The organism is Fontisubflavum oceani, from assembly GCF_030407165.1.
GTDB classification, from domain to species: Bacteria; Pseudomonadota; Alphaproteobacteria; order Rhodobacterales; family Rhodobacteraceae; genus Rhodophyticola; species Rhodophyticola oceani.
Genome location: NZ_CP129111.1, coordinates 3473812 through 3496137, shown reverse-complemented (window position 1 = coordinate 3496137; position 22326 = coordinate 3473812). Strand labels below are relative to the sequence as shown.

General features: G+C 61.5%; 23 protein-coding genes, 1 pseudogene and 1 CRISPR repeat array (1 of these 25 only partly in view). Of the genes and pseudogenes, 9 read left to right on the top strand and 15 right to left on the bottom strand.

The annotated features are described in order from the left end of the window. Positions 1–10: 10 nt before the first annotated feature. Positions 11–472, bottom strand: a complete 462-nt coding sequence (locus QTA57_RS17725) for an SRPBCC domain-containing protein (RefSeq protein WP_290152888.1) — start codon at positions 470–472, stop codon at positions 11–13. Continuing rightward, positions 469–813, bottom strand: coding sequence for an ArsR/SmtB family transcription factor (locus QTA57_RS17720; protein WP_290152887.1), 345 nt, complete (start codon positions 811–813; stop codon positions 469–471). The genes QTA57_RS17725 and QTA57_RS17720 overlap by 4 nt, the downstream gene beginning before the upstream one ends. A gap of 146 nt (positions 814–959) precedes the next feature. On the opposite strand from QTA57_RS17720, the gene QTA57_RS17715 reads away from it, so the two are divergent. Together QTA57_RS17715 and clpX are read left to right on the top strand one after the other, a co-directional pair. After that, complete coding sequence (locus QTA57_RS17715; protein ID WP_145210791.1) at positions 960–1589, top strand: ATP-dependent Clp protease proteolytic subunit; 630 nt, start codon at positions 960–962, stop codon at positions 1587–1589. A gap of 153 nt (positions 1590–1742) precedes the next feature. Beyond that, positions 1743–3007: pseudogene (clpX, locus tag QTA57_RS17710) on the top strand (ATP-dependent Clp protease ATP-binding subunit ClpX). A 152-nt stretch (positions 3008–3159) separates the two neighbouring features. On the opposite strand, the gene QTA57_RS17705 reads toward clpX, so the two are convergent. The 3 genes from QTA57_RS17705 to QTA57_RS17695 form a co-directional block, all read right to left on the bottom strand. Then, complete coding sequence (locus QTA57_RS17705; RefSeq protein WP_290152885.1) at positions 3160–4152, bottom strand: hypothetical protein; 993 nt, start codon at positions 4150–4152, stop codon at positions 3160–3162. An 86-nt stretch (positions 4153–4238) separates the two neighbouring features. Next, positions 4239–5633, bottom strand: a complete 1395-nt coding sequence (ppsA, locus tag QTA57_RS17700; RefSeq protein WP_290154974.1) for a phosphoenolpyruvate synthase — start codon at positions 5631–5633, stop codon at positions 4239–4241. After that, entirely contained in the window at positions 5551–6618 is a 1068-nt protein-coding gene (locus QTA57_RS17695) for a PEP/pyruvate-binding domain-containing protein (RefSeq protein ID WP_290152883.1), read from the bottom strand. Before QTA57_RS17695 ends, ppsA begins: the two co-directional genes overlap by 83 nt. 164 nt (positions 6619–6782) lie before the next feature. Between QTA57_RS17695 and QTA57_RS17690 the strand changes: the two genes are divergently transcribed. The 7 genes from QTA57_RS17690 to QTA57_RS17660 all read left to right on the top strand — a co-directional run bounded on the left by QTA57_RS17690 (position 6783) and on the right by QTA57_RS17660 (position 13027). Then, a complete protein-coding gene (locus QTA57_RS17690) occupies positions 6783–7148 on the top strand; it encodes a hypothetical protein (protein ID WP_290152882.1) in 366 nt (121 codons plus the stop codon). Between the two features lie 523 nt (positions 7149–7671). Further along, the gene (locus tag QTA57_RS17685) at positions 7672–8373 is read left to right on the top strand and encodes a MurR/RpiR family transcriptional regulator (protein WP_290152881.1); all 702 of its coding nucleotides are present in this window, start codon (positions 7672–7674) and stop codon (positions 8371–8373) included. Between the two features lie 27 nt (positions 8374–8400). Beyond that, positions 8401–9528 carry an ABC transporter substrate-binding protein gene (locus QTA57_RS17680; RefSeq protein ID WP_290152880.1) on the top strand — a complete coding sequence of 376 codons (1128 nt, stop codon included), beginning with the start codon at positions 8401–8403 and terminating at the stop codon, positions 9526–9528. Between the two features lie 85 nt (positions 9529–9613). After that, on the top strand, positions 9614–10216 hold the full coding sequence (locus QTA57_RS17675; RefSeq protein WP_290152879.1) for an ABC transporter permease family protein: 603 nt from the start codon (positions 9614–9616) through the stop codon (positions 10214–10216). Continuing rightward, the gene (locus QTA57_RS17670) at positions 10216–11358 is read left to right on the top strand and encodes an ABC transporter permease (protein WP_290152878.1); all 1143 of its coding nucleotides are present in this window, start codon (positions 10216–10218) and stop codon (positions 11356–11358) included. Before QTA57_RS17675 ends, QTA57_RS17670 begins: the two co-directional genes overlap by 1 nt. 11 nt (positions 11359–11369) lie before the next feature. Then, positions 11370–12428 (top strand): ABC transporter ATP-binding protein, encoded by a 1059-nt coding sequence (locus QTA57_RS17665; protein WP_290152876.1) that lies wholly within the window; start codon positions 11370–11372, stop codon positions 12426–12428. Further along, positions 12428–13027, top strand: coding sequence for a histidine phosphatase family protein (locus tag QTA57_RS17660; RefSeq protein ID WP_216364867.1), 600 nt, complete (start codon positions 12428–12430; stop codon positions 13025–13027). Before QTA57_RS17665 ends, QTA57_RS17660 begins: the two co-directional genes overlap by 1 nt. A 114-nt stretch (positions 13028–13141) precedes the next feature. Here QTA57_RS17660 and QTA57_RS17655 read toward each other — a convergent pair whose 3' ends face one another. The 10 genes from QTA57_RS17655 to QTA57_RS17620 form a co-directional block, all read right to left on the bottom strand. Beyond that, positions 13142–13897, bottom strand: a complete 756-nt coding sequence (locus QTA57_RS17655) for a DUF1028 domain-containing protein (RefSeq protein WP_290152875.1) — start codon at positions 13895–13897, stop codon at positions 13142–13144. Positions 13898–13913: 16 nt separating this feature from the next. Then, a complete protein-coding gene (locus QTA57_RS18505) occupies positions 13914–14522 on the bottom strand; it encodes a gamma-glutamyltransferase (RefSeq protein ID WP_330696738.1) in 609 nt (202 codons plus the stop codon). Continuing rightward, positions 14510–15709 (bottom strand): gamma-glutamyltransferase family protein, encoded by a 1200-nt coding sequence (locus QTA57_RS17650; protein ID WP_330696737.1) that lies wholly within the window; start codon positions 15707–15709, stop codon positions 14510–14512. Before QTA57_RS17650 ends, QTA57_RS18505 begins: the two co-directional genes overlap by 13 nt. A gap of 30 nt (positions 15710–15739) precedes the next feature. Next, positions 15740–16618, bottom strand: coding sequence for an ABC transporter permease (locus tag QTA57_RS17645; RefSeq protein ID WP_171558108.1), 879 nt, complete (start codon positions 16616–16618; stop codon positions 15740–15742). Beyond that, entirely contained in the window at positions 16615–17559 is a 945-nt protein-coding gene (locus QTA57_RS17640) for an ABC transporter permease (RefSeq protein WP_290152874.1), read from the bottom strand. Before QTA57_RS17640 ends, QTA57_RS17645 begins: the two co-directional genes overlap by 4 nt. Positions 17560–17641: 82 nt before the next feature. Beyond that, positions 17642–19153, bottom strand: a complete 1512-nt coding sequence (locus QTA57_RS17635) for an ABC transporter substrate-binding protein (protein WP_290152873.1) — start codon at positions 19151–19153, stop codon at positions 17642–17644. 38 nt (positions 19154–19191) lie between these two features. Next, on the bottom strand, positions 19192–20277 hold the full coding sequence (locus QTA57_RS17630; RefSeq protein WP_290152872.1) for an ABC transporter ATP-binding protein: 1086 nt from the start codon (positions 20275–20277) through the stop codon (positions 19192–19194). Then, the gene (locus QTA57_RS18500) at positions 20274–20861 is read right to left on the bottom strand and encodes an ABC transporter ATP-binding protein (protein WP_330696736.1); all 588 of its coding nucleotides are present in this window, start codon (positions 20859–20861) and stop codon (positions 20274–20276) included. The genes QTA57_RS17630 and QTA57_RS18500 overlap by 4 nt, the downstream gene beginning before the upstream one ends. Continuing rightward, positions 20783–21283 carry an ATP-binding cassette domain-containing protein gene (locus tag QTA57_RS18495; protein ID WP_330696735.1) on the bottom strand — a complete coding sequence of 167 codons (501 nt, stop codon included), beginning with the start codon at positions 21281–21283 and terminating at the stop codon, positions 20783–20785. Before QTA57_RS18495 ends, QTA57_RS18500 begins: the two co-directional genes overlap by 79 nt. Beyond that, positions 21280–21987, bottom strand: coding sequence for a FadR/GntR family transcriptional regulator (locus QTA57_RS17620; protein WP_290152870.1), 708 nt, complete (start codon positions 21985–21987; stop codon positions 21280–21282). The genes QTA57_RS18495 and QTA57_RS17620 overlap by 4 nt, the downstream gene beginning before the upstream one ends. 226 nt (positions 21988–22213) lie before the next feature. Further along, positions 22214–22326: a CRISPR direct-repeat array (repeat unit 36 nt; unit sequence GTTGCGGCTGGACCTCGAATTCTGAATGACTAAACT) (it continues 452 nt past the right edge of the window).

The window sequence follows — 22326 nt, the reverse complement described above, 5'->3', positions numbered from 1 at the left end:
CAACTTGCCGTTAGGCCGCGCGTTTGGTGCAGGCGCCGCGATAGCAGCTGCCCAAGACATGATCCCAACCGGTCTGATAGCCTGCCATCGTCTCGGTGGCGGCGCTGGCCAAGACTGCAAAGCCGCCATGGGTCAGATCGACCCGCGTGCCCGGGCCTTCTGGCGTGAAGGTGACGGTGATCTGGGTCGCTTCCGACGGGTCGCGCCCGACATACCAGTCGAGCGATAGACGCGCCCCGGGGGTCCATTCGGTCACTGTCGCCCAAGGGGCGGTCTCGCCATCTGGTTGGGTTTCAATGATCTGGCCGCCTTCGCGGGGGTCAACTGTGACATTGGCGGCGGTTTGCCCGTCGGACGCAGAGAGGGAATGGCTGTCGAGCGGCCACCATTTGGCGATATCTTTGGTGAAAAGATCAAAGGCCTCATGAGGCGGCAGGGGGACGGTGACGGTTTTTTCGATTGGATCGGTCATGAATCGGTCTCCGTGTTGGGGCCAGAGGCACGGGTTTCGGCCTCGGCTGCGAATGCAGATAGAGCGTCATCCCAAAGCCCGTCGAGATAGCGGCGCAGGGCTGCGACGCCATCCGGTGCAAGCGCATAGACCCGGCGGGTCCCGCGAGGCGTGACTTCCAACAAGCCGACATCGCTGAGAATTTTGAGATGCTGCGATACTGCCGGGCGACTGACGGTTAAGCCTTGGGCCAGTTCGCCCACCGGCAGCGCGCCGTGACGCAGCTGCTCAACGATCGCGCGGCGGGTCGGGTCGCCGAGCGCGGCGATGGCTTCTTCTGGAGTGGGTCTTGCGTTCGCCATGGCTTACCGTAAGTATCCACTTACGATTCTGTCAATCGGGGATATCTCGGCGGATCGCCGCCCCTTGAAGCCCCGGTGACCCACAACTAAGACTCTCTTAACCGTAAGTTCATAAGACTCTTCCGAGATCAGACAGGCAGGACCCGATGCAAGACCCCGTTGATTATCTTCAAAACAATCTCGTGCCGATGGTGGTTGAACAGACCAGCCGCGGCGAACGCGCCTATGATATCTTTTCGCGGCTCCTGAAAGAGCGGATCATTTTCGTCAATGGCCCAATCCATGACGGGATGAGCCAACTGGTCGTGGCGCAGCTTTTGCACCTCGAAGCCGAGAACCCGACAAAAGAAATCTCAATGTATATCAACTCGCCGGGCGGCGTGGTGACCTCAGGCCTGTCGATTTACGACACGATGCAATACATCAAACCGAAGGTTTCGACCCTGGTTGTGGGCCAAGCGGGCTCGATGGGCTCGGTCCTGTCGGTCGCCGGGGAGGCGGGCATGCGCTTCTCGCTGCCCAATGCGCGGATCATGGTGCACCAACCCTCGGGCGGGTATCAGGGCCAAGCGACGGACATTATGATCCACGCCGCTGAGACCCAGAAGGTCAAAGAGCAGCTCTATGGTATCTATGTCAAACATACGGGCAACACCTTGAAAGAGGTGGAAAAAGCCCTGGAACGCGACAATTTCATGTCGCCGGAAGAGGCCAAGGATTGGGGCCATATTGACGAAATCGTCGAAAACCGCGTGGCGGATGGCGACGATAGCTAGACGATCACAATGCGGCGGGGTTGACCCCGCCGCAAACATTTTGGCGTTGTGGCCGCGTTTGGCCTGTTCTAGGCTGCCGCGAACGGCATCCCAGATATGGGCCCATTCTGGCTCTGGGCGGGCCTCCGGACGCAACCCGTTGAGGTAGACGATATGGCAAATTCATCCGGCAGCGACTCAAAGAACACGCTTTATTGCTCGTTCTGCGGTAAGAGCCAGCATGAGGTCCGCAAGTTGATTGCGGGGCCGACGGTGTTCATCTGCGATGAATGCGTTGAGCTTTGTATGGACATCATCCGCGAAGAGACGAAGTCGGCGGGTCTGAAATCCACCGATGGCGTGCCGAGCCCGAAAGAGATTTGTGAGGTGCTGGACGATTACGTGATCGGCCAGGCCCACGCGAAGCGGGTTTTGTCGGTGGCGGTGCACAATCATTACAAACGCCTGAACCACGCAGGCAAAACCGATATCGAATTGGCGAAGTCGAATATCCTGCTGATCGGCCCAACCGGCTGCGGCAAGACGCTTTTGGCGCAGACCTTGGCCCGGATTCTCGATGTGCCCTTTACCATGGCCGATGCCACGACCCTGACCGAGGCCGGGTATGTCGGCGAGGATGTCGAGAACATCATCCTGAAGCTCTTGCAGGCCTCGGAATACAATGTGGACCGGGCGCAGCGCGGGATCGTTTATATCGACGAGGTCGATAAGATCACCCGCAAATCGGACAACCCGTCGATCACCCGTGATGTCTCGGGCGAGGGGTGCAGCAGGCGCTTCTGAAAATCATGGAAGGCACGGTTGCGTCCGTACCACCGCAAGGTGGCCGCAAGCATCCGCAGCAGGAGTTCCTGCAAGTCGACACAACGAATATCCTCTTCATCTGCGGTGGAGCTTTCGCGGGTCTCGATAAGATCATCGCGCAGCGGGGCAAGGGCTCCGCCATGGGCTTTGGTGCCGATGTTCGTGATGAGAGCGAGAAGAGCGTCGGCGAGCATTTCAAAGAGCTTGAGCCGGAAGACCTGCTGAAATTCGGGCTGATCCCGGAATTCGTTGGCCGTCTGCCGGTGATCGCGACTTTGGAAGATCTGGATGAAAGCGCGCTGGTGACGATCCTGACCGAGCCGAAAAACGCTTTGGTCAAACAATATCAGAGGCTTTTCGAGTTGGAAGATGCGAAGCTGAAGTTCACCGATGACGCGCTGGGCGCGATTGCGAAGCGCGCGATTGAGCGGAAAACCGGCGCGCGGGGTCTGCGGTCAATCATGGAGGATATCCTTCTGGATACCATGTTCGATTTGCCAGGTCTCGAAGGCGTCGAAGAAGTGGTGGTGAATGAAGAGGCCGTGACCTCGGATGCACAGCCGCTGATGATCTATATCGAACGCTCGAAAGAGGAGCCGGCCAGCGCCGGGTGATCTTCGCAGTTCTTTCCGTAATTCAACGGTCCCGGCGCATGCGCCGGGGCTTTCTTTTGGGCGCTTGTGGCGCGGTGAGCCCGAGCCTAAAGCGTTGCGAAGAGATTTGCCGTTGGATACCTGCGGCGCACATCTCCGCCGCGTAGGTGGCATCAGCGAAGCCAGAGCTTCTCGCGTTTGAGCGCGTTGCGGATAGCTTGCTCTTTGCGCGGCAGGTTCTCTTGATCGAAGAGCGCGCGGGCTTTCTGGCCTTTGGATTGATAGATCATCCGCTTCATCGGTTCATAGGCTTTCAGAACCTTTTTGATCCAGTTCGGCGCCGTGACCTCTTCCAAGACATCGATCACCGACTGGGCCTCGCGCGCATAAAGCAGCGGCAGAACCCGGTAGTGGCAGCTATGAGATCCATCGAGCCAGCCAGGTTCGAGTGCGTCGCGCCCGCCGCCGAGTGCATGGATCACTAGTGGCAGCGCGACCTGATCAAGCCAGGGGTCGAGCGACTGGCAGACCAGTTCCTCCGGTCGCTCGTCCCGGATCGCCAGGGCGTAATCGAGAAATCTCTCACCAAAGGCATGTGGGCATTTGTAGTAGAAATAGCCCGCGTTGAAATAGAGATAGCGTTGCCAGTATTCGTCGGGATGGCCGAGGTCGAGCGAGCTTTCGAAATCGAGCCCGAACTTGTCATAGAGCGATTTCCACGTGGCGGTATAGCCGGGTCCGTAGAGTTCCAGTTGCGGCCAAGTGCCTTCGCGGCGGAGCGAGGCGGAGGGTTTGGCGAAATCGAAGGGGATCTCGGTGAGATCGCCGGTGATCAGCGTATCGGTATCGAAGAAGACAAACGGCTCGTCTTTCGGCAGGGCGCTGAGCGCTTCGATCTTGTTGCCATAGGGGTAGGATTGGCCGAAATGCTGCGCCTCAAAGGGGAGGATTTCGGCCCCCAAACGGTCTAGGAGTTGGCGGACCGCCTCGTCATTGATCCGTGGGTCGTTTGGCCATGCGCCACCCGGCTGTGGCTCAGCGATGAAAAGCTTGCCGGGAAAATCTGGGTTGAAATGCCGGAACGAGGCCGCGAAGAGCGCGGCTTCGTATTGCAACCGACCGGCCTGGCCGACGACGAAGACGTTAAAGGTCTGATCTGAGGGCATATCTGCTCGCTGGCCCGATTGGTCGGGCGCAGTCTAGCCGATCCGCGCGGGTCAATCCAAGCGCGGATCGGCGGAAGGATACCAGTTTAGCCCTCAGCGGCCGCCACGTGGGTTTTGACCGCGAGGAAACTGTCGGGCGTGACGGAGATCGTGTCGATCCCCGCCTCGACCAGACGTCGGGCAAAGGCCGGGTCATTCGAGGGCGCCTGGCCGCAGAGCCCAACTTTCGCACCCACGGCATGGGCGCGGGTGATCAGGGTTTCGATCATCCACAGCACCGCCGGGTCGTCCTCGCGGAAAAGGTCGGCCAGCTCTTCGCCGTCGCGATCGATCCCGAGGGTCAACTGCGTCAAGTCGTTGGACCCGATGGAGAACCCGTCGAACCGCTCAGCAAACTCTTCGGCCCGGATCACATTCGACGGTATTTCGCCCATGACATAGACCTGCAAGCCGTTTTCACCGCGCGCCAGCCCGTTTTCGGCCATAACCTCCAGCACTTTGTCGGCCTCGCCGGGGGTGCGGCAGAACGGGATCATCACGATGGCATTGTCGAAGCCCATCGTCTCGCGCAGCATCTTGATCGCCTTGCATTCCAGCGCAAACCCGTCGCGATAGCGCGGCGAGTAATAGCGGGACGCGCCGCGGAAGCCGATCATCGGGTTTTCTTCGGACGGCTCGAAATCATGGCCGCCGAGCAATTCGGCATATTCATTGGTCTTGAAATCGCTCATCCGGATGATGACCGGTTTCGGATAGACCACCGAACAGATCCGCGAGAGGCCCCGAGCCAAGGTTTCGACGAAGAAATCCGGTTTATGATCATAGCCAAGGGTGAGATCGGCGATCTGCTCTTTGACCTCGTCCTCGGGCAAGCTGTCATAGTTCACCAAAGCCATCGGGTGGACCTGCACGGCATTGTTCACGACGAATTCCATCCGCGCGAGGCCAACCCCTTCGGCAGGCAGGCGCCACCAACGGAACGCAGCCGATGGGTTGGCGAGGTTCAGCATGATCCGAGTCTTGGTGTCGGGAACATGGTCGAGGCGCAGTTCCTCCACTTCATATTCCGCGATGCCGGCGTGGATCATCCCAGTATCGCCGCTGGCGCAATCGACCGTCACCTCTTGCTCGTCATGCAGCACTTGGGTCGCGTTGCCCGTGCCGACGATGGCCGGCAGGCCCAACTCGCGGCTGACAATCGCAGCGTGGGAGGTGCGGCCGCCATGGTCGGTGATGATCGCTGCGGCGCGTTTCATGATCGGCACCCAATCGGGATCGGTGGTGGAGGTCACCAAGATCGCGCCATCGACAAAACGGTCGATATCAGCGGCATGTTCGATCAGACAGATGCGCCCCGTGGCGACGGCCGCGCCAACGCTCAAGCCGGTCAGGATGACCTCACCCGCTTCTTTCACGGTGTAGGATTTGACCGCCCCGGTATCGGCGCGGGATTGTACGGTTTCGGGGCGGGCTTGGACGATGAAAAGCTCGCCCGTCGCGCCGTCCTTGGCATTCCATATCCATTGGCTGGCCGTAATGCTCCTCGATGGTTGCGGCTTGTCGACCGAGCTCAAGAATCTCGGCGTCGCTCAACACAAAGGATGCGCGTTCGACTTTCGAGGTCGGCACGTTTTTGATGTCGCCGCCGGCGCGTCCGGCATAGATCATCTTTTTCTCCTTTGCGCCCAAGGCCTTCTCAACAATCGGCACAAGGTCAGGCTGATCCAAAAGCGGTTTGTAGACCATGTATTCGTCGGGGTTCACCGCGCCCTGAACCACGTTTTCGCCAAGGCCCCAGGCCGCGTTGATCAAGACCACCTTGTCAAACCCGGTCTCGGTATCGATGGAGAACATCACACCCGAGCCACCGATATCGGATCGCACCATGCGCTGCACACCGATGGAGAGCGCGACCTGGTTGTGATCGAAGCCTTTGAGGGTGCGATAAGTAATGGCGCGATCGGTGAAGAGCGAGGCGTAGCAGCGGGAACAGGCGGCCAAGCGCGCGGTCTCGCCGCGGACATTGAGGAAGGTTTCTTGCTGCCCGGCGAAGCTGGCATCGGGCAAGTCTTCCGCCGTGGCGCTGGAGCGGACGGCGACGGGCATGTCGGTGACCCCGGCGCGCGCAGAGAGTTCGGCATACGCGTCGAGTATCGCTCTGCGGCTCGCCTCGGGCCAATCGCCCTTCACAATCGCGGCGCGAATCGACGATCCGGCGTCTTGCAATGTGATCTTATGCGCGGCCAGATCTTCCATCGTCTCCGCAATGAAGCCGTTCAGCCCATTGGCCTCGATGAAGCCGCGAAACGCATCCGATGTGGTGGCGAAGCCCGGCGGAACCTGGATGCCTTTCGCGCCCAATTGCTGCACCATCTCGCCCAGTGAGCTGTTTTTGCCACCCACAAGGGCCACATCGCCCCGCGACAACGTCTCGAACCAGATCACTGTTTTGATGTCAGATTGCATGTCGCCCTCCTCGGCGTGTTTGCGGCCATTCCTGGCGCAGTATGGCCGGATGCGCGGCGTCGCGATTTGAGGTGAATCAATTTCTGGTTGTGGGAACTGTGGTTAGTTTGGCTGGTGTCGGGAGATGCCGACCGATGATGACAAAAACGCAAGGACTCGACGCCATGACAGAGGACCAGATCAACACGCTCTTGGCTCAGGTAGAAGCGGCAGACGGTTTGGATGTCGCCGTACTTGGTGCGGTCAGTGCCAAGATCGCGGATCGGTTTCCAGGTGCTGCGGCGCTGGATTTCGACGGGCTGTCCGTCACCGATGGGGCGCTACATCTGGTCGATACCTGTTTGCCGGGCTGGACGATCTCGCTTCATGGCAAAGCGTTGGAACCCGATGGGCACTGGCGCTGTTCGCTGCGGGAATCGTCGTCACGGGACAATGACGCCTTTGTCGGCGTCGGGCAGGGGGCCACAGTCGGCCAAGCCATGCTGGTGGCGCTGTTGAAGCTGGTCAAAAGCGGTGCCGGAGCGCAATAGGCTCGGACGTGTCTTCGGGCGAGAGCAATCGTTGCTTGTTGCCGGGCGATCCCCGGTGACACTCTGCCTGAGTTGGAAGCTTCTGCGGTCAACGGCTCTTTCGGAACCCATTGAGGGCTCAGGTTTGACGCGTGACAGTGCATTTCGTGTCTAGTCAAGCGAAATGGCGGCCGCCATCTGCATTAGTCTGGCTTGCCTGGGCGGCGCGCGCCGGGGCCCAACCTAGCGCGTGAAACCTATAATCAACACGCAAATCTCCGTATGTCCAACGACCTCTGTCTTCGGTCTGAGTCGTCATGGAAACCAATATCTACCGCAGTGATTGCAAGTTAACTTGCAATAATAAATTATATGTGCAAGTTTAGTTGCGCAAAGGGGATTCGAATATCATGTCTCTTCTCGAGAAGATTTCCGGTGAGGCCACCAATCTCACGCCAAATGAACGGCGATTGGTGCAATCTGTCATCGACAGCCCAACCACCGCGGCCCTTGGAACAGCGAATGAGTTGGCCAGGCCGTGGGCGTGCATGAGGCGACGGCCTCGCGTCTGGCGCGCAAGCTTGGCTATGACAGCTATGCCGCCTTCCGCGATGCGTTGCGAGACGAGTTTATAGCCACCCGAGACACCGCAACCCGTTTTGAAAAAACGATTGCCGAGGGCAATTCTGACACGGTTTTGGGCAAGCTCGCCGCAGATGAGGCCCAAGCGCTCGAACGGATCGAAGACTTCATTGCCGCCGATCAAATCGCTGAGGTCGCCGAGGTTTTGATGCGGGCCGGGCGGATCTTTGTCTATGGCTATGGCAATGCCGAAGTCTTGTCGCTGTTGATGATCAAACGATTCCGGCGCTTCGGCAAAGATGTTCATAAGCTGGCGGCCGATCCGCGCGGTTTGGCCGAACAAGCTTTGGGCCTGCGCGCTGGAGACGCCGTCTTGACCTTTGCATTTCGCCGCGCGCCGCGCGCTTATGCGGCGCTGCTCGAGACAGCCCGCGACGCAGGGGCGCAGACAATCGTCATCTCAGGCACCTCCGGTGCTTTGCTGTCGCCTGCGCCAGACCATCTGCTGGCTGCGCCGCGCTCGGGCGATCCGGACGCATTTCAAACACTCACCGTGCCGATGACCGTATGTAATGCCATCGTCATCGCGGCGGGGCATACGGAAAGAGAAGAGTCACTCAAGAAACTCGAACATCTGGGGCAACTCATCGAGCGGTTCGAATAATCAAGGACGAACCCAAGGGAGAAGATCATGAAGGTTCTGACGAAAACGCGCCTCGGCGCGATCGCTATCGCTTTGTCTACGGCGACGGTCGCATTCGCTGATGGCCATCTGAACGAGATGACGGCAGACGAGTTGCTGCCCATGGCAGAGGCGGAAGGCGAGGTGATCGTCTATTCCTTCACCAGCCGAATTGGGCGGGTCGAGACGGCCTTTGAAGAGGCCTATCCGAACGTCGATCTGCAAGGGTTCGACATCTCGTCGACTGAACAAATCGCGCGTCTGACCGCTGAGGCGCAAGCCGGTGTCACCAATGCCGATGTCATCTATATCTCGGACACGCCTGTGGTGCTGACCGCGCTTCTGGAGGCCGGGATCATCGCGCCTTACGTGCCGCCGCGTGTGGCCGACCGGGTTCCGGCGGAATTCCAAACCCCGCTTCTCGCGCAACGCCTCTCAACCAAAGTCTTGATGTATAACGAAGAAGCGAACCCCAACGGCGCGCCGGTGTCGAACCTCTGGGAGCTGACAACCGATGAATGGCGCGGGCGCGTCATCATGGTCGACCCGCTGCAACGGGGTGATTATCTCGACCTGATGACGGAGATCGTGCTGCAATCCGACCAGATGGCAGAGGCTTATGAGGCGCAATTCGGGATGGCAATCGAACTGGATGGCGCCGCGAACGCGGGCGAGCAGTTCATCATGGACCTCTTCGCCAATGACCTCATCCTTGTCGGTTCTACCGATGATGTGAATGCCGCCGTGGGCGCGCTCGGGCAGGAGAACCCACCGGTGGGCTTCACCTCCTATTCCGACCGTCGCGACAATGAAGATGAGGGGTGGGCGCTACAGGTGGCCAATGATGTGAGCCCGGCCCCCGGCATCATCTTCCCCGCTGTCGTCGCGTTGGCAACCGAGCCGAACAACCCGGCCGCTGCGCGTTTGGTCATCGACTTCCTGATGGGGGATGAGAGTGAAACTGGCGGCCCCGGCCTCGCACCGTTCTATGTGGCGGGCGATTATGTGACGCGGACCGATATCCCGCCGCATCCCGATGCTGTGCCTCTAGAGGATTTCACCGCATGGCGCATTGATCCGGCGGAAACCGCTACGATCCGCGCCGAAATCGGGGATCTGGTGCTGACCTTGCAATAACGGGCCTCTCCCGCGCAGGGGTGGGCGTTGTGAGATGCCCGCCCCCACCTTACTCTTCCTGTCATCAAACGAAGGACTACCTGAGATGGCCGATGTCGCCATGAACGGTCGAGGACGGCGTGTCTTGTTCAAACAGGGCACCGTGTTGAAGACGGTCGTTTTCGCCCTTCTGATCGCGCTGATTGTGCTGCCGCTGCTCCGGACTGTCTTGTTCACCCTGGAGCCTGAAAACCTGCGCGCCTGGGCCGATGTTCTGACCGGACGGCTGAGCGAGAACCTGTTTTACAAGCCGCTGACCAATACGTTGATCATTGGCGTTGTCGTGGCCAGTTTCTGTGTCCTGATTGGCGGGTTTCTGGCCTGGCTGGTGGTGATGACCAACGTGCCTTACCGCAAACTGATCGGGGTGATGGCGACCCTGCCCTTCATGATCCCGAGCTTTGCCGCGGCGCTCGCCTGGGGCACGCTGTTTCGCAATGACCGTGTGGGGGGGCAGGTTGGGTTTCTGCAAGGCTCCGGTCTGGATGTGCCGGACTGGCTGGCTTGGGGCATGGTGCCGACCCTGATCGTGCTGACACTGCATTATTTCAGCCTTGCTTTCACGATCATCGCCGCCGCGCTGGCCACGGTGATTCCGATCTGGTCGAGGCGGCGCAGATCGCTGGTGCCAAGGGGCGGCGGATCCTGATGGGGATCATCCTGCCCGTCACGACGCCCGCATTGGTCGCCGCCGGATCGCTCTGCTTTGCGGGCGCGGTCTCGAACTTCGCCACACCGGCGCTTCTGGGCCTGCCGGTAAGGATGCAGACCCTCTCCACCCGTCTTTTCGGGATGATCGAGGTCGGGCAAGTAAGCCGGGGCTATGTGATCGGCATCATGCTGGTCTTGATCTCGGGCGCCTTCCTCTGGGCGGGCAACCGGATCGTCTCAGGCCGCCGCTCTTACGCGACGATTACCGGCAAGGGCGGACGTGCCAAGCGCTTCGATCTGCGCGGCGCACGCTGGCCGCTTTTCGCCGTGGCGATGACGCTCCTGATGGCCTCGACCGTGGTGCCGGTGATCGTGCTAACTGCCTCCAGTTTCGCGCAATCCTCGTCGGACCTGTTCTCGAACTGGACGTTGCATTTCTGGCTGGGGGAAAGCCGCCCAGACTTTGCGCAGGGCACCGCCGGGATCGTACATAACCCGGACATCCTGCGGGCGCTCTGGGTCACGCTGAGCCTTGGCCTGGCCGTGGCCTTCACCGGCATGGCGGTCGGGCTTCTGGCCTCCTACACCGCCGCGCGTTACCGCGAGGGCTGGATGTCGGCGGCGATCACTCAGATCAGTTTCCTGCCGCTTCTGGTACCCGGCATCGCCTTCGGCGCGGCCTATATCGCCTATCTCGGCGCGCCGATCGGCCCGCTGCCCGCGCTCTACGGCACCTTCGCGCTGCTGGTGATCGCTGGCACCGCCTATCTCCTCCCGTTCTCGGTGCAGACCGGGCGCGCTGTGATCCAACAGGTCGGCGGTGAGCTGGAGGAAAGCGCCCGGATCACCGGCGCGGGGTTTCTCCGCCGGCTGGCCGCGATCACCGTGCCGCTGGCGGTCCGAGGTTTGGCCGCAGGCGGTATCCTGATCTTCGTGAAAATCATCCGCGATCTGTCACTCGTCGTGCTGCTCTTCACACCGACGATGCCGGTTCTCTCGGTCGTGGCCTATCGTTACGCCTCGGAAGGGTTCACCCAATTCGCCAATGCGATCACCGTGGTGATCCTGGCCATTTCGATCGCCGCAACGCTCATCGCGCAGCGGCTGCAAACCAAATCCCAGCCCTGGCTGCAAAACTGAAGGCCTGAGCGATGCTTGAGATCAAAAACCTCTATAAGAAATTCGGAAGCTTCGAGGCCGTCAAAGACGTCTCGATCTCTGTCCCCGACGGTGCTTTTCTGGTCTTGCTTGGGCCCTCTGGCTGCGGCAAGACCACGCTTTTGCGGATGCTGGCGGGGTTGGAGCTGCCAAGCGCGGGGCAGATCGTGTTTGACGATCATGTGGTGTCGGATGGCGACAAAAACTGGTCGGTCGACCCGGCCAAACGCCACTCCGGGCTGGTTTTTCAGTCTTACGCGCTCTGGCCGCACATGTCGGTGCGCGGCAATGTGGACTGGCCGCTAAAAGTCGCCGGGATGGCGAAATCTGAGCGCGCAGCCCGCGTCGAAGAAGTGTTGGCGCTCCTCGACATCGGCCCACTCGCCGACCGGTATCCCAATGAGATTTCCGGTGGACAGCAGCAGCGCGTGGCCATCGCCCGAACCATCGCCCCGAAACCCTCGGTATTGCTCTTCGACGAACCGCTCTCGAACCTCGACGCCAAGCTCCGGGTCGAGATGCGGACTGAGCTGATGCGGCTGCACCGCGCCACGGGCGCCACGACCGTTTATGTCACACATGATCAGATTGAGGCGATGACCATGGCCAGCCATGTTGCGGTGATGAACCATGGTCGGGTCCAGCAATTCGGCACACCGGCCGATCTGATCGACCACCCGGAGACGGCCTTTGTGGCCACTTTCGTGGGCACGCCGCCCAACAATATGGTGCCGGTGGTGAAGAACGGCACCGGCTACAAGGTCGGTGGACGGCATATGCCGGTCCACCCACCAGCGGATGACTGCATGGCGATGTACCGGGCCGAGGCGATGGGTATGGCTGCCGAGGAAACTACGACGACACTTCCGATGGAGCTGGTTGAGATGAGTGCAATTGCCGGGCGCACCATGGTGACGGGCTTGGGCGGCGGTCTTCGTCTGACCGCGATCGTCGATCAGCCACCAACGGCGCGCATTGGCGATATCGTGCAGTTTCAGTTGCCGCCCGAACCCGATAGCTGGTTTGGCCCTGACGGCGAAAGGATCCGCTGATGCGTGTACTTCTTGTTCGTCATGGCCAATCGGAATGGAACGCCGATCATCGGCTGCAGGGACAGGCGGATATTGCGTTGACCGCGCTTGGCCGTCAGCAGGCCGATGCCTTGAGACCGGTGATCGCGCATATCGGGCCGTGCCGGGCCATCTCCTCCGATCTCAAACGGGTGCGTGAAACCGCGGCGCGGATCGGTGCGCCGGATGTGACATTCACCGACCGGCTCAGGGAGATCGATGTAGGCGACTGGACCGGGCGCGGGATCCCGGAAATCGAAGCGGAGGACGAGCAGGCCTATCTCGACTGGCGCGCGGGCAATGGATCTCCGCCGGGTGGCGAAAGCTGGACGGCCTTCTCAAACCGAGTCACGGCGGTGATCGACGAGGCCGCCGTGACCCCTTGCCGGAACCTACTTGTGGTGTGTCATGGCGGTGTCATCCGCGCAGTGCTGCAACGGTTTTTGAACCTCAATCCCGCCCGGATCATCCCCGTTGCGCCGGCCAGCCTAACATCGATCAGACTGGGAAAGGACAAGCCCGCCCGGCTGGAACTCTTCAACTATCGTCCGGATCGTTTGGATTTCGAGGCACCGGATTGAGGTGTTACAGCCGCCCGAAGGCCCAAGACACCGCGCGGTGAAGGGCCGCCGGTTCCTGTTGCCGCCGTAGAGACGCCGAAGCCCTCGGCCAAACGCAGGTTGCGGCCTGCGCAATCAGGCTTGCAACTCTGTCGCGAATGAGCGGCTGGCGCGCCCTTCGGCACGGCGTTTCTCGTCGGAGGCCATGATCGCGGCATCGATCCCAGTTCGGTCGGTTGTGCCCGAGAAATTGTCTCGCGTCGGCATGGCATCGGCCACATGGACGAAGCGCTCATGAGCCACATCATAGAGGCGCCGGATCTCTTCGAGCGGATCGGGGTGGTCATCCGCCCGCAGCGATAGCCATGGGTAATCTTCGGTCCGGTGCACGACGAGAGCGGCGGATTGGGTGCCGCGCTTGTCGCCGCCTGCGGCTTGGCCTGCCTCCATCGCCGTCATCAGACGTTCAGGGAGCGGCAGGTGTAGATGCGCCTCATACGCCGCCAAACTGTCCGCGATCACGGCAGGTCCGGCCAACATATTGCCCGCCACCGACACGCCATCCCCGGCGATATGCCCGCACCACTCAACGCAATCCGAGCCGGTATGGGCAGCGGTTTGGCCCTGCGCATCGATCATGTGGATTTGGCGGATCGCTTGACCATCGTCGCGCGCGACCAAATCGGCCATGACATCGGCGGCGGCTTCGCCCTTGGCCATGCGATCCGCGGCTTCGATGCCCCAGATCGGGCTCACGAAGGCTTGCGTGGCCACGGCGCATTTGCCGCCGCGCAGATGCGGCACCAGCGCACCGACGGCGAAGAACCGGCTGGCCACGGCGACGCCGTATTGGCCGGTTTCGGCATCCCGGGCGACGATGGAATAGGTCATGCTCGGTTCTCCTGTCTCAACGCCCGGCGGCGTAGGCTTGCATGAGGCGCGGGGTGGCGGCGGCTTTGAGCAGCCCGTCCCGATCACGCGAGGCGGCGGTCAGGCGGCCCACAGTCCAGGGTTCGGCCAGTTCGATATCATGGCCCCGGCGACGCAGATCGGCGATCACCGCCTCGTCAAATGCGGGCTCCACCATCAGGTGACCCGGCCGCACGCCACGCGGATAGAAGGAGGATTGGAGATGCCCGGTATGGAACAGCGGCGCGTCGATCCCTTCTTGCAGGTTCAGGTCGCCATGGACCAGGCGCAGGAAATAGATCAGCTGCCATTGATCCTGTTGGTCGCCGCCGGGCGTGCCAAAGGTCAGATCGAGTGAGCCATCCGTCCGCGCCGCCATCGAGGGCGAGAGGGTCGTGCGTGGTCGCCGGCCTGGCGCTAGCGACGTTGGCAGGCCTTCGTCCAGCCAGAACATCTGCGCGCGCGAATTGAGCGGCATACCCAAGCCGGGAACCACCGGTGATGACTGCAGCCAGCCGCCCGACGGCGTGGCCGAAACCATGTTGCCCCATTGGTCGATCACATCGATATGCACCGTGTCGCCGCGCCGTTCGGTCAGATGCGCCATGGTTGGTTCACCAGCGCCGATTCCCGGGCCTGCGGCCATGTCGCGCCCAGCCCTGTCGATAGCGGCCTCGACCCAGGCTTCATGACCTGCAATCTGGCCGGGGCGTTGGTCCAAAGACGCCGTCGCGCCGATCTGCGCGCGCGTCGGGTGGCGGCGTACTCCGCCGAAAGCAGGGTTTCCATCGGGATGTCGGTATGGAGCGGGTCGCCGTAATAGGCCTCGCGATCTGCGAAACTCAGTTTCATCGCCTCGGTGACGGTATGAACGAACTCTGCGCCATTCAGATCCATCGCGCCGATGTCGAGGCCGGACAGAGTCATCAAAGATTGCAGCAGCGTCGGGCCTTGGGTCCAAGTGCTGCCTTTCCAGACTTTCCAACCGTGATAGTCAACGCTGAGCGGGTCTTCGTAGGTGGCTTGCCAATCTGCCATGTCTTGGCCGGTCAACACGCCTTTGCGGCGACCGCCTGCGGCATCCATCACGCTGGCGGTTTGCAGATAGTCATCGATCGCCTCGGCGATAAAGCCTTTGTAGAACGCGTCTGTCGCCGCTTCGATCTGCGCTTCCCGACCTTCGGTCGCCTCAGCTTCTCTCAGCAGGCGGTCCCATGTGTCGGCCAGGTCAGGATTGCGGAACAATTCGCCCGGCTTGGGGGCGGACCCACCCGGCAGCCAGGTCGCGTGTGACGTCGGCCATTCCTCCTCGAAGAACGTGGCCAATCCGGCGATGGTATGGGCAACGCGGGGCAGAACCGGATGGCCCTGCCGGGCGTAGTGGATCGCGGGTTCCAAAACCTCGCGTAGCGACAGTTTGCCGTGATCGCGCAGCATCAGCATCCAAGCCCCGAACGCACCGGGCACGACCGTGGCCAGAAGTCCCGAGCCGGGGATCAGCTTTAGCCCCTCGCTTTTGTAATGTGCTATCGTGGCCTTCGCGGGGGCGGTGCCCTGTCCGCAGATCATTTGCGGCGCCTCGGCCCCGGCGGTGCGGATCATCAGTGGCATATCGCCCAACGGCCCGTTCAGATGTGGTTCCACAACGGTGAGGGCAAAGCCCATGGCCGCCGCCGCATCGAAGGCGTTGCCGCCGCTTTCGAGGATTTTCATGCCAACGGCGGAGGCGATCCAATGGGTCGACGTGGCAACCCCAAAGGTGCCAGTGATTTCGGGACGGGTCGTAAACGTCATTTTGGGAACACGCCTTTCATAGTCGAGCCATTAGTGATCACGCGGGTCAAGCGCATCGCGCAGGCCGTCGCCGAGCAGGTTGAACCCCAGCACGACCAGGAAGATCGCCGCGCCGGGGTAAAGCGCCATCCAGGGCGCTTGTTCGAGGAAGTTTTTCGCCACGTTCAACATCGAGCCCCAAGAGGGCGCGGGCGGCTGTTGCCCCAGCCCAAGGAAAGAAAGAGAGGCCTCAGCAATGATCGCGGTCGCGATGGTGAGCGTGGCCTGCACCAGCAGGGGCGGGAAGATATTCGGTAGGATGTAGCGGCGCACCAGAACCAGGGGTTTCAGGCCCACGGCGCGAGCGCTTTCCACATAGTCTTCGGTCATCACCGACATGGTTTGCGCCCGGGACAGACGGATGAAAATCGGCATGGCAGACACCCCGATGGCGATCATCGCATTGGTCAGATTGGGGCCCAAGAAGGCAGCCAGCGCAATCGCCAGGATCAAGAAGGGCGCGGCCAGAAGCGCCTCGGTCACTCGGCTGATGACCGCATCGGTCCAACCGCCCATGTAACCGGCGGCAACCCCAAGCGGCACGCCGAGGCACACCGCGATCGCGACCGAGACCACCCCGGCCAGAAGCGATGCCTGCGCGCCCCAGATCATGCGGGAGAGAACATCGCGGCCAATCTCATCGGTGCCGAAAGGATGCGCGGCCGACGGCGCTTGCCGCACGGCCAGCCAGTCCGTTGCGGTTGGGTCGACGATCGGCATCAGCGGGGCCATTACCGCTACAATGACAAAAAACAGGACCAGTGCACCGCCCAGAAGCGCCGCGGGGTTTTTGCGCATCTTGGCCCAGAACCGGCTCCGCCTTTTGGGGAGCGTCCCTGCGGGCGTCTGTGAATCGGTCAGAGCGCTCATTTGTCCCTCATACGTGGGTTGAGAATGCGTTGGGCCACATCGGCCAGCAGGTTCATGAAGATGAACGCGATCCCGGTACACAGCACGATGCCCTGCACCACTGCGTAGTCACGGTTAAAGACCGCATCGACGACGAGCTTGCCAAAGCCGGGGATCGTAAAGATCTGTTCGGTCAACACGGCGCCGGCCAGAAGTTCTCCAAAAATCAAGGTTGTGACCGTGACAATTGGCACAAGCGCATTGCGGAGCGCGTGTTTTACCAACACCACGCGCTCCGCCAAGCCTTTGGCGCGCGCGGTGCGGATATAATCGGATTTCAGCACGCTCAGCATCGCTGAGCGGGTGTGCCGCATCAGCGTTGCGGCAATCGCCGTGCCCAGAACGAAAGCGGGCATCAGCATGGTCTTGATCGATTGGAGCGGGTCATCGGCAAACGGCTGATAGCCCGAGGCGGGCAGCCAGCCAAGCTGCACCGAGACCAGAAGGATCATCATGATACCCAGCCAGAAATTCGGCACTGAGAGGCCCGAAAGGGCAACGACATGGGCGACCCAGTCGATCCAGGTGCCTTTCTTATAGGCCGATAGGACACCCGCCGGGATACCAATAACCATGGCAATGATCAGCGCCATCGTGGCCAATTGTAAGGTGACGGGAAGCTTCTCGCCAATCAGTTCCAGAACCGGCTGATTTGTCCTGAGTGAAATGCCCAGGTCGCCTTGAAGCGCATTGCCGACCCAGGCCAGATACTGGATCGGGATCGGGTCATTCAGGCGGTACTTCTCCCGTAGGAACTCGATGACTTCGGGGTCTCGCTCTTCTCCCGCTAGAACCAGGATCGGATCGCCGGGCAGCAGATGCTGCAAGGTGAAGACGAAAACCGAGATCAGGATGATCGTCGGGATCGCGATGAGGATACGGCGTCCGATGAAGGCCAGCATTGCGCTCTCCCAGGGGTGAAGGCGGTGTGGGGGTGGCCCGCGCGACGAGGGGTGTCGCGCGGAGCCAGTTTAGATCAGCCGATCATTCGGCCAGGGTGACACCTTCCAGGCGGATCATCCCGTCGGGGTAGGGCACGAACCCCTGCACCGCATCATCCAGCGCCCAAATCCAGGTCACGTGGTACAGATAGATGATCGGCGTATCCTCGATCAGAATATCCCGCGCGGCATTGTAGCTGGCCAAGCGCACATCGGTGTCGGTCGAGGTCCGCGCCTCGTTCAGCAACCGGTCAACCTCTGGGTTGGAATAGGCGCTGTCGTTGATGCCACCATCGGTGGTCATGAACTGATGGATGTTGCCATCGGGGTCGACCCGGCCAGACCAGCCAACCTGGCTTGCCTGATAATCACCCGCGGATTGATCGGCGAGCAGGGTGGCGAACTCCTTGGCCTGCAGCTCGATATTGATCCCGGCTTCCGAAGCCATGGCCTGAACCACCTGCATCATCTGCAGTTGGACGGGGTTGTTCGGCACCTGAACGGTGATATCGATCCCATCGGCAAATCCGGCTTCGGCCAGAAGCGCGCGCGCGGCCTCCACATCACGCTCAGGCACGGGGTAGGCGTCATTGTACCAGGGCGAGGTTGGCGGGAAGGGCTGGTTGCCGGGGGCAAAGGCACCTTCAAACACGACCTGGTTGATCACGTTGCGGTCGATCGAAAGCGACAACGCTTGGCGGATGCGTTCGTCTTGCCCAAGCGGATTGTCGGCACCCGCCCCATTGGCCACATTGATCGTAATCCCCTGGTAACCAAGCGACACGGCCTGTTCCATCGTCAGGCTATCGTCGGCCTGAACCGAGGCCACATCGGTGGCCGCAAGACGCTCCAACATATCCAGATCGCCAGCGCGCAGGTTGGCCAGACGCACGGTGGTGTCGGGCATCGGGAGGAAGGTCACGCTATCGACGTTAATCGCATCGGCGTTCCAGTAATCAGCGAACCGATCAAGCACGATGCGGTCTTGCTGAATCCGCTCAACGAAGCTGAACGGGCCGGAGCACACCGGATTGAGGCCGAAATCGGTTCCCGCCGCTTCAAAGGCCGTGGGCGACAGCATCATGCCCGCGCGGTCGGCGAATTGGGCCAAGAGGGTCGCATCCGGCGCGCCGAGCGTGAAGGCAATCGTGTAGTCATCGACCACCTCAACCCCGGTGATCGAGCCCAGTTCCGATTTCCGGCGGCTCTCCGGTAGGTTCTGGCTGCGGTCGATATTGGCTGCGACCGCCTCGGCGTTGAACGCCGTGCCATCGTGGAAGACGACGCCCTCACGGAGGGTCATGGTCAGTTGCAGGCCATCGTCGGACCATTCCCAACCAGTGGCCAGTTGCGGGATGATCTCAAGGCCCGGGGTGATATCGACCAGCTTGTCGCACATTGAGGCATAGACGATCCGCCCCACGAATGTGCGCGATTGGTCCGGGTCAAGGACGTCGGGGTCCTCTTGCAAGCCGATGCGCAAATCTTGCGCCTGAAGGGCCGTTGCTGCGACCCCGAAGGCCAGCGCAAGGGCGATGTGTTTCGTTCGTATCATTCTGGAATTCCTCCATCTGTTCGGATTTGGGTGCTCACTTACGAGTCGTTATTCGGATTTTCGGTGGCCGGGGCGCTTGAGCCGCGGGCGTAAAGGACGAAGCGCTCTGCGGCGGCGGCGCTCCGGGCGGGTTCGATGCTGGTCAAGCCCTCAAGCGTCAAATCTTGGGCGTGGTGGCAGGCGACTTGGCGGCCATCGGGCAGGGCGCTCAGCGTCGGCCGCTCGGTTTTGCACAGATCGGTGGCATAGGGGCAGCGCGTGTGGAACCGGCAGCCAGGCGGCGGCGCGATGGGGTTGGGTGGATCACCTTCAACCGCGATCCGAGCCCGGCGCGCGCCATATTCGGCGATTGGGATCGCGGCCAGCAGCGTCTCGGTATAGGGATGGCGTGGCTGCTCATAAAGTGCATCGGCCGGGCCGCATTCGACCACTTCCCCCAGATACATCACCGCCACCCGATCCGCCATGTGCCGGATCACGGCCAGATCATGCGCGATCACCACAAGGGTCAGGCCCAACTCGTCTTTCAAATCTTCCAACAGGTTGATCACCTGGGCCTGGATCGAAACATCAAGCGCCGAGACCGGCTCATCCCCGATCAACACGGTCGGTCTTGTGGCCAAGGCCCGCGCGATGCCGATCCGCTGCCGCTGGCCGCCGGAGAACTCATGCGGAAACCGATCTGCGGCGGCCGTGGGGAGACCAACGCGGGTCAGAAGTTCGGCCACACGGTCACGGCGGCTCTCGGCGGTGCCGATGTCATGGGCTTCCATCGGCTCGGCGATCAGGGCGCCGACGGTCATCCGAGGGTTCAGCGACGAAAACGGGTCTTGGAAGATGAACTGCAGGTCTTTTCGCAGGGTTCGCATCCGGGCGGTGTCGATATGGGCCAAGTCCTCGCCATTGAACCAGACCTCGCCGTCGGTCGGATCGATCAACCGCAAGAGCAGCCGGGCCAAAGTGGACTTGCCGCAGCCACTTTCCCCGACGATCGCGAAGGTCTCCCCTGCCTCGATGTCGAGCGACACGCCATCGACGGCGCGAACCACCGTCGGTGCGCCGAAAAGCGGGCGGGCGGTGACAAATTCCTTGCGCAGGTTTCGCGCGGACAGGGCCGTGCTCATGTTCCTGTCTCCTGCAATCCTGTCGCGGCAAGTGTTTCCAGCGGGGCGCGGGCGCAGGCGACGGCGTGATCTTCGCCGCAACTCTCCAATGGCGGCACATCGGCACAGATCGGTGCGGCAAAGGGGCATCGTGTGACAAACCGGCAGCCTGAGGGCATCTCTGCCGGTTGCGGCACCACGCCTGGCACGGTCACAAGCCGGTCATGACGATCCCCAAGGGAGGGCATCGAGCTCATCAAGCCGATTGTGTAGGGATGCTGCGGATCGGTGAAGACCGCCTCGGTCGTGCCCGCCTCGACAATGCGACCGCCATACATCACGGCGACCTTGTCGGCCATCTCTGCCACAACGCCCAGGTCATGGGTGATCATGATCATTGCGGCACCCGTTTCCGATTGCAGGTCGCGCATAAGCTCCAGAATCTGCGCCTGAATCGTCACGTCCAGCGCCGTGGTGGGCTCATCCGCGATCAAGAGTTGCGGGTCGTTGGCCAGCGCCATGGCGATCATCGCCCGCTGGCGCATACCGCCAGAGAGCTGATGCGGAAACTCATCAAGCCGTTTTTCCGGGGCCGGGATGCGCACCCGGCGCAGCATTTCCAAAGCGCGCTCCGCGCGGCGGCGGGGGAGACACGTTTGTGCCGCCGGACAGACTCTGCGATTTGCTCCCCGATTTTGATCGCCGGGTTTAGCGAGGTCATCGGTTCTTGAAAGATCATCGCCATCCGGCCGCCGCGGGTCTCGCGCAGGCGCGCGGGCGGCATCGTCAGCAGGTCTTCCCCCTCAAATCGCGCGGTGCCGCCAGCAATCGCCAGAGGCGGAGATTGCAAGAGCCCCATCAGCGCCAGAGCGGTCAGACTCTTGCCGCAGCCGCTCTCCCCCACAAGACACAAGGTCTCGCCGGCATTCAGCGTGAAAGAGACATCATCGACGATGTTCTGCGGCAAACGTCCCAACCGGATCGACAGATGGGCAACCTCCAAAAGAGGTGCAGGTGTGGCGGTCATGATGGCCCTTTCTGGCGGGCGGATTCCAAGTTGGTCTTGAGCGCGTTGAGATGGGCGCGCATCGCGTTGCGCGCCGCATCTTCGTCGCGGGCGTCGATCGCGGCGATGATGTCCAGGTGCTGCGCATCGTATTCCATGACGAGCTTGGTCGAGCGGGCCATCTGGCGCTCGGTCTGCCAGCGGGCGTCGCTTCGCACGTCATTGATCAGGCCAAATGCGGCGTGCAAGATCGGGTTATCGGCGACGCGGGCGATAAAACGGTGCAGCGCGCCGTCCCAGAGCTCGGCAGCATCGGAATCGGTCACCTGCGATGCTCGGTCAGCCAAGTCACGCATCCGCGCGACATCCTCGGCGGTCGCCCGGCGGGCGCAAAGCGCGGCCAGCTCAGGCTCGATCGCTAGGCGCGCTTCCATCACCCCGATAGGGTCGATATCGGGCGCGAGCGCGGCGATCAGATGATCGTTAGGGTTTGGTGGCTCGCCGATGAACGTACCCTTGCCCTGACGTCGCCACACCAGCCCTTCGACCTCCAACGCATCCAGCGCCCGGCGCACGGCCCGGCGGCTGACATTGAAGCGCCCAGATAGCTCGCGCTCTGTCGGAAGTTTTCCGTCTTTTTCGACCGCGCCACGACGGATCAACTCGCGAATCTTGGCGCGAGCGAGCGACGCGTTGTCTTGCATGATCTGAGCTGTATCGCGCACGGCTTTCTCCAGAATCGGGACCAAAGTGGATTTGGTCCGAACCAATTTTACTTTGGTTCGCGTGCCGCAAAGTTGTCAAGCGATTCCCATCCCGGGGCTAAGCTGGGCCGTAGATCGGCGACGATGGCGGTGGGCCGAAGGGGCGGGAGACGGGATGTCGACTAGCTGTTCGGCATCCGAGTCTGTGCGTCCGGTTGCTGGGCCATGCGAGGGGATGCAGGCAACGGTTGCGGCTGGACCTCGAATTCTGAATGACTAAACTGCGCATCTGGGCTGCTCCATGACCAACCGTGTTGCGGCTGGACCTCGAATTCTGAATGACTAAACTTCGCAGCGATT

Bases quoted from the DNA above. Each gene is read 5' to 3' on its own strand.
- QTA57_RS17630 (WP_290152872.1), bottom strand. From the start codon at position 20,277: ATGAGCACGGCCCTGTCCGCGCGAAACCTGCGCAAGGAATTTGTCACC.
- QTA57_RS17660 (WP_216364867.1), top strand. From the start codon at position 12,428: ATGCGTGTACTTCTTGTTCGTCATGGCCAATCGGAATGGAACGCCGAT.
- QTA57_RS17635 (WP_290152873.1), bottom strand. From the start codon at position 19,153: ATGATACGAACGAAACACATCGCCCTTGCGCTGGCCTTCGGGGTCGCA.
- QTA57_RS18495 (WP_330696735.1), bottom strand. From the start codon at position 21,283: ATGACCGCCACACCTGCACCTCTTTTGGAGGTTGCCCATCTGTCGATC.
- QTA57_RS17695 (WP_290152883.1), bottom strand. From the start codon at position 6,618: ATGCAATCTGACATCAAAACAGTGATCTGGTTCGAGACGTTGTCGCGG.
- QTA57_RS17675 (WP_290152879.1), top strand. From the start codon at position 9,614: ATGGCCGATGTCGCCATGAACGGTCGAGGACGGCGTGTCTTGTTCAAA.
- QTA57_RS17650 (WP_330696737.1), bottom strand. From the start codon at position 15,709: ATGACGTTTACGACCCGTCCCGAAATCACTGGCACCTTTGGGGTTGCC.
- QTA57_RS17705 (WP_290152885.1), bottom strand. From the start codon at position 4,152: ATGCCCTCAGATCAGACCTTTAACGTCTTCGTCGTCGGCCAGGCCGGT.
- QTA57_RS18505 (WP_330696738.1), bottom strand. From the start codon at position 14,522: ATGGCGCATCTGACCGAACGGCGCGGCGACACGGTGCATATCGATGTG.
- QTA57_RS17680 (WP_290152880.1), top strand. From the start codon at position 8,401: ATGAAGGTTCTGACGAAAACGCGCCTCGGCGCGATCGCTATCGCTTTG.
- QTA57_RS17670 (WP_290152878.1), top strand. From the start codon at position 10,216: ATGGGGATCATCCTGCCCGTCACGACGCCCGCATTGGTCGCCGCCGGA.
- QTA57_RS17645 (WP_171558108.1), bottom strand. From the start codon at position 16,618: ATGAGCGCTCTGACCGATTCACAGACGCCCGCAGGGACGCTCCCCAAA.
- QTA57_RS17640 (WP_290152874.1), bottom strand. From the start codon at position 17,559: ATGCTGGCCTTCATCGGACGCCGTATCCTCATCGCGATCCCGACGATC.
- QTA57_RS17715 (WP_145210791.1), top strand. From the start codon at position 960: ATGCAAGACCCCGTTGATTATCTTCAAAACAATCTCGTGCCGATGGTG.
- QTA57_RS17720 (WP_290152887.1), bottom strand. From the start codon at position 813: ATGGCGAACGCAAGACCCACTCCAGAAGAAGCCATCGCCGCGCTCGGC.
- QTA57_RS17690 (WP_290152882.1), top strand. From the start codon at position 6,783: ATGACAGAGGACCAGATCAACACGCTCTTGGCTCAGGTAGAAGCGGCA.
- QTA57_RS17725 (WP_290152888.1), bottom strand. From the start codon at position 472: ATGACCGATCCAATCGAAAAAACCGTCACCGTCCCCCTGCCGCCTCAT.
- QTA57_RS17665 (WP_290152876.1), top strand. From the start codon at position 11,370: ATGCTTGAGATCAAAAACCTCTATAAGAAATTCGGAAGCTTCGAGGCC.
- QTA57_RS17655 (WP_290152875.1), bottom strand. From the start codon at position 13,897: ATGACCTATTCCATCGTCGCCCGGGATGCCGAAACCGGCCAATACGGC.